Origin of the sequence: Brachybacterium hainanense (assembly GCF_042434575.1) — a bacterium.
Taxonomy (GTDB): Bacteria; Actinomycetota; Actinomycetes; order Actinomycetales; family Dermabacteraceae; genus Brachybacterium; species Brachybacterium hainanense.
Genome location: NZ_JBHLSV010000007.1, coordinates 141,863 through 147,862 on the forward strand (window position 1 = coordinate 141,863; position 6,000 = coordinate 147,862).

Annotated in this window: 5 protein-coding genes; 3 read left to right on the plus strand and 2 right to left on the minus strand. The window is 71.1% G+C overall.

Annotated elements, in window-relative coordinates; all coding sequences use genetic code 11:
* Window positions 1-236 precede the first annotated feature (236 nt).
* The gene (locus ACFFF6_RS08115; RefSeq protein WP_376979851.1) at window positions 237-845 is read right to left on the minus strand and encodes a type II toxin-antitoxin system PemK/MazF family toxin; all 609 of its coding nucleotides are present in this window, start codon (window positions 843-845) and stop codon (window positions 237-239) included.
* 222 nt (window positions 846-1,067) lie between these two features.
* Here ACFFF6_RS08115 and lepA point away from each other — a divergent pair, with 222 nt between their 5' ends.
* From lepA to hemW, 3 genes are read left to right on the plus strand one after another with little or no spacing between them, the layout of a single operon-like run.
* Window positions 1,068-2,945, plus strand: a complete 1,878-nt coding sequence (gene lepA, locus ACFFF6_RS08120; protein WP_376979852.1) for a translation elongation factor 4 — start codon at window positions 1,068-1,070, stop codon at window positions 2,943-2,945.
* A complete protein-coding gene (locus ACFFF6_RS08125; RefSeq protein WP_376979853.1) occupies window positions 2,942-3,697 on the plus strand; it encodes an MOSC domain-containing protein in 756 nt (251 codons plus the stop codon). The genes lepA and ACFFF6_RS08125 overlap by 4 nt, the downstream gene beginning before the upstream one ends.
* 14 nt (window positions 3,698-3,711) lie before the next feature.
* A complete protein-coding gene (gene hemW, locus ACFFF6_RS08130; RefSeq protein ID WP_376979854.1) occupies window positions 3,712-4,860 on the plus strand; it encodes a radical SAM family heme chaperone HemW in 1,149 nt (382 codons plus the stop codon).
* Between the two features lie 105 nt (window positions 4,861-4,965).
* Here the strand turns inward: hemW and ACFFF6_RS08135 are convergent, their stop codons facing one another.
* Window positions 4,966-5,778 (minus strand): DUF4870 domain-containing protein, encoded by an 813-nt coding sequence (locus ACFFF6_RS08135; RefSeq protein ID WP_376979855.1) that lies wholly within the window; start codon window positions 5,776-5,778, stop codon window positions 4,966-4,968.
* Window positions 5,779-6,000: the final 222 nt, after the last annotated feature.

The window sequence follows — 6,000 nt, forward strand, 5'->3', positions numbered from 1 at the left end:
CGCACCAGCTGAGGTGCGGCCCTGACGGGGACGGGCGGTGGGGATTCGCCTGGAGACGTCGGGACCGAGTCGCTGTCGCGGTCACACGTCCGGGTCGCGGCCGTTTCGCCCTGACACGGCGGACTCCACGGCATGCGCACACCGAACGGTATGTCACACATACAAGGAACGACTTTATCAGAGCGGCGCTCCCGGATCAGCACTCCGTGGCGTGTCCCGCATCCCATCCGAGCACGTCAGGCGCTCCAGCCATGGACCGTGCGGACGGCATCGGCGACCCGCTCGAAGCGCTCGCGGCTCAGGCGGGAGCCCTCGCGCCGGACCGAGCCGGGACGGATCCGCAGCAGGCGATCGGCGCGCACCTCGGAGGCGCGACCCTGACGGTCCCAGGCCCCGGTGCCGATGTCGACCCAGGTGGAGCCATGTTCGTCGACGTGCACCGCCCTGCCGCGGTCGCGGGAGGTGAGCATGAGCGCGATCAGCACCTCGCCGTCGCGATCCTGTTCGCGGGCGAGCACGAGCACCGGGCGATCCTTCCCCTGCGAGAGGTCCTCCTCGAAGGGGACCCAGGCCCAGACGATCTCCCCGGGATCGGCGGCGTCGTCCTCGCGAGGCGCATAGGAGATCGTGAGCGGCTCCGTCCCCGAGCGGTCCGGGAGCGCCCCGGGTGCGGCATCGGCGCCGATGTGGGGATCGGTGCTCCGCGGGGACCGGGCCCCGCGCGGCTCCCGGCCCTCGCGCACCGCACGCACGGCGGCCTCGCCCAGATCGCGGGCGGCGCGGCGCGCGGCCGGCGAGCGCAGCGCGGAGCGGAGGGCGGAGGACAGGCGGGAGACGAGGGACATGGAGGGGCTCCCATTCCGGGGTCGGTGACGAGGCGAAGCCTACCGGTGCGGGGCGCGCCCGAGGCGTCCCCTCCCGTCTCCGCGCCCGGGCGCGGAGCGGCTGAGCCGCCCGCCACATGCGCGGCCTGCGGTGCGCCCGGGCGCACCGGCCCATGAGACGATGTCCCCGCCGCCGGGCAGGCTCCGGCGCACCCGCATGAGCAACGCTGGACGAGAGGACGGATGCCGGTGACCCCGAGGATCGCCACCGAGGACGCCCGGGACATCGTTCCCGCCTCCACACCGATGGAGCGCATCCGCAACTTCTGCATCATCGCGCACATCGACCACGGCAAGTCCACGCTCGCCGACCGCATGCTGCAGCTGACCGGGGTCGTCGACGACCGGGCCATGCGCGCCCAGTACCTCGACCGCATGGACATCGAGCGCGAGCGCGGCATCACCGTGAAGAGCCAGGCTGTGCGCATGCCCTGGCAGGTCGACGGCGTGAACTACTCGCTGAACATGATCGACACCCCCGGGCACGTCGACTTCACCTACGAGGTGTCCCGTTCGCTGGCCGCCTGCGAGGGAGCGATCCTCCTGGTCGACGCCGCCCAGGGCATCGAGGCCCAGACGCTCGCGAACCTGTACCTCGCGATGGAGAACGACCTCACGATCATCCCCGTGCTCAACAAGATCGACCTCCCGGCGGCGGATCCCGAGAAGTACGCCGCGGAGATCGGTCAGCTGGTGGGCGTGGATCCCGCGGACGTGCTGCGGGTCTCGGGCAAGACCGGCGTCGGCGTCTCCGAGCTCCTCGACCACGTCGTGGCGACCCTGCCCGCCCCGGAGGGCGAGCCCGAAGCTCCCTGCCGCGCCATGATCTTCGACTCGGTCTACGACACCTATCGCGGCGTGGTCACCTACGTCCGGGTCGTCGACGGCCGCCTGTCCCCGCGCGAGCGGATCACGATGATGTCGACGGGCGCCCAGCACGAGCTGCTCGAGATCGGCGTGATCTCCCCGGAGCCGATGCCGACCAAGGGCCTCGGGCCGGGGGAGGTCGGCTATCTGATCACCGGCGTGAAGGATGTGCGCCAGTCGAAGGTCGGCGACACCGTGACGACCTCGGTCCGCGGCGCGAGCGATGCCCTGGCCGGGTACTCGGATCCCAAGCCGATGGTGTTCTCGGGGCTGTTCCCCATCGACGGCTCCGACTATCCCGCGCTGCGCGACGCCCTCGACAAGCTCAAGCTCAACGACGCGGCCCTGAACTACGAGCCGGAGACCTCGACCGCGCTGGGCTTCGGCTTCCGCGTCGGCTTCCTGGGGCTGCTCCACCTGGAGATCGTGCGCGAGCGCCTCGAGCGCGAGTTCGGCCTCGACCTCATCTCCACCGCACCCTCCGTCGTCTACCAGGTGACGATGGAGGACGGCACGCAGGTCGAGGTCATGAACCCCTCCGACTTCCCGGAGGGCAAGGTCCACGAGATCCGCGAACCGCTGACCAGGGCGACGATCCTCGTGCCGAGCGATTTCGTCGGCACCGTCATGGAGCTGTGCCAGTCCAAGCGCGGGTCCCTCCAGGGCATGGACTACCTGTCCGAGGACCGGGTCGAGCTGCGCTACCTGCTCCCTCTCGCGGAGATCGTCTTCGACTTCTTCGACCAGCTGAAGTCCCGCACCAAGGGCTACGCCTCCCTCGACTACGACGTCACCGGCGAGCAGGCCGCCGACCTCGTCAAGGTCGACATGCTGCTGCAGGGCGAGCCGGTCGACGCGTTCAGCGCCATCGTGCACCGGGACAAGGCGTACCACTACGGCGTCGAGATGGCCGGGAAGCTCAAGAACCTCATCCCGCGCCAGCAGTTCGAGGTGCCGATCCAGGCCGCCATCGGCTCGCGCATCATCGCCCGCGAGAACATCCGCGCGATGCGCAAGGACGTGCTGTCCAAGTGCTACGGCGGCGACATCTCGCGCAAGCGGAAGCTGCTGGAGAAGCAGAAGGAGGGCAAGAAGCGGATGAAGAACATCGGTTCCGTCGAGGTGCCGCAGGAGGCCTTCATCGCCGCCCTGTCCTCCGACTCCGACGGCGCGAAGGACGGGAAGAAGAAGTGAGCGCTCCCGCCGGGGCCCTCGACGTGAGGATCGACGGATCCGCCGGTGGGAGCATCGCGGCGGTGTGCACCGTCGCGCAGCTGTTCGCGGTACCGGAGCGGCGCCTGATGAGCGGGATCGACAAGCGCCCGGTCGACGGTCCGGTCCGCCTGCTGCTCCACGGCGTCCTCGGCGACGTGCAGGGGGACCGCGAGCATCACGGCGGTCTGTTCAAGGCGGTCTACGCCGTCTCCCGGGAGATGCGCGAGGCCTTCGCACGCGAGCGCGGCGAGGAGCTGCCCGACGGGTTCTTCGGCGAGAACCTGGTGACCCTCGGGCAGGACACCGATGAGACCCTCGTCGGGGAGCGCTGGAGGATCGGCGGGGCGGTCGTGGAGGGCACCTGTCCCCGCACCCCGTGCGTCACCTTCGCGGCGCGGATGGACGACCGTCGATGGCCGCGGCGCTTCACCGCGGCGGGCCGCTGCGGCGCCTACTTCCGCGTCCTCGAGGAGGGCGAGGTCCGCGCCGGCGACCGCATCGAGGTGCTTGAGCGCCCCGAGCACGGGGTGAGCATCGGACAGGTGTTCCGCGGCCTCGACGCCGCACAGGCGCAGGCGCTGCTGGCCTGGGCGGAGGAGAGCGGCACGGTGCTGTACGAGTCCGTCGTCCGCTCGGCGAGGATCGCTCTCGAGAAGGCCGGTCTCCCGCGGGAGTTCCCGGAGCGTCTCAGCTCGACCGGCCGCGGCCTGGGGCTCGGGAAGGGGCTGTGAACGAAGAGGAGCCGATGCGGGACCTGTCCGTCTACATCCATGTGCCCTTCTGCGCGGTGCGCTGCGGCTACTGCGACTTCAACACGTACACGGCGACCGAGCTCGGCGGCGGAGGAAGCCAGGCCGAGTACGCCGCGAACGCGATGCGCGAGATGGACCTCGTCCTGGCCGACGACCTCGCGGCCGGGCACCGCTACGAGCAGGTCTCGACGGTGTTCTTCGGCGGCGGCACCCCGACGATGCTCCCGGCCGACGACCTGGTCCTGATGCTCGCGCACCTGCGCACCCTGATCCCGCTCGCCCCGGATGCGGAGGTCACGACCGAGGCGAATCCGGACTCGGTCACGCCGGAGTCGCTGCGGCGCCTGGCGGGCGGCGGCATCACCCGCGTGTCCTTCGGCATGCAGTCCGCCGTCCGCTCCGTGCTCGCGACCCTGGACCGCACCCACGACCCGGAGCGGGTCCCGCTCGCGGTGCGGTGGGCGAAGGAGGCGGGGCTCGACGTCAGCCTCGATCTGATCTACGGGACGCCGGGGGAGACCCTCGAGGACGTCGTCGCCTCCGTGCAGGCCGCCCTGGCCTGCGATGTCGATCATCTCTCCGCGTACTCGCTGATCATCGAGGGGAACACGGCGATGGCGCGGAAGCTGCGCCGCGGCGAGCTCGCCGAGCCCGATCCCGACGACATGGCCGACAAGTACGAGGCGATCGACGACCTGCTCGAGGCGGCGGGGCTCAGCTGGTACGAGGTCTCGAACTGGGCGCGCACGCCCGCGCATCGCTCGGCGCACAATCTCGCCTACTGGCGCGGACGGGACTGGTGGGGGATCGGCCCCGGCGCTCATCGGCACCGCGACGGTCTGCGGGCCTGGAACGTGAAGCATCCCAGCCGCTACGCGCGGATGCTCGCGGAGGGCGTGCTTCCGCGGCAGGACGAGGAGCGCACGAGCCCCGAGCAGCGCGAGCTGGAGCGGATCATGCTCGAGCTGAGGATCCGTGACGGCCTGCCGGCCGAGGCGGTCGCCGAGCAGCGGCGCGACCAGATCGCCGTGCATGTGGGACGCGGGCATCTCGAGCCCGGAGCCGCCGCCGAGGGCCGCCTGGTGCTCACCCGGCCCGGACGCCTGCTCGCCGATGCGGTGATCCGCGATCTGACGGGCTGAGCACGACCCCGCCCGGTCCCGGAGCCCCGGGGCATGCACGAGGCCCCCGCCGTCCGGCGGGGGCCTCATGCGATCGGTCTCCGATGCGCGATGCCGCGCCGCAGGTCAGGAGACCAGGCGGATGTTGATCGGGTAGTTGTACCACTCGCCCTTGTTGGCCTTCACCGCGGCGATGATCGAGAAGATCAGCTGGCAGATCGCCGGCACCCACAGGATCGGGAACGCGATCGTCCCGATGCCGAGGGTGATGATCGAGAAGATGCCGTACAGGACCGACAGCACGATCGTCGCGATGGCGACGGCGATCGCGCCGTTGAGCGCCTCCGCAGCGTTGTAGCGCACGAAGCGGCTGCGGTCCTTGTACATGAGGAAGATGACCAGCGGGCCGAGCCAGCCCAGGAAGCCGACGGTGACGAGGCTGATCAGGGTCGACAGCTGGGCGAGCATCGACCACGTCCGTGCCTCGGAGGGGTCCACGCCCGGGCCGCTGAGGGGACCGGCGAAGACGCCCTTGACATGCGGAGGCGGCGTCTCGGAGAACTGCGTGCCCCCGGGCTGGCCCTGTGCCTGTCCGGCGAAGGGCGGCTGCTGTCCGTATCCCGGCTGCTGCTGTCCGTACCCCGGCTGTGCGCCGTATCCCGGCTGGGCCTGCTCCGGCTGTGCGGGAGCGGGCTGCGTGTACGGGGACTGCTGGGCGCCGTAGGGATCCGCCTGCGGCGCAGCCGTCGGCGGGACGGGGCCCGCCGGGGCCTGCGGAGCGGCGTAGGGATTCTGGGGTGCGGCGGGATCCTGGGGCGAGGCGGGGGCCTCGGGTGCAGGGCTCCCGACCGGGGCCTGATCGGCGCCCGGGAACGCTGCGGGCGGGTTCTGCGGGACGTCGGATGCGCCCTGGCCGCCGTCCGGGTTCGGGGTGGTCATGAGAGGTCTCCCTGGAGAGTTCGGTCGGGCTGTCGTACAGCACGAGCCTACTGGGCCGCGGGTGGAACCGCATGGGGGAGAACCCCCATGTCGGGTGCGGTCCTCCCCCCCCCCCGGGGCACCTGCTCAGACCCTATGAGGGTGGTGGGTTGCGGTGGTCTTGTGGGCCGGGGCCTCACCGTGCAGAGTTCGTGGATCACCCGGACCGGACAGGGGTCGGGG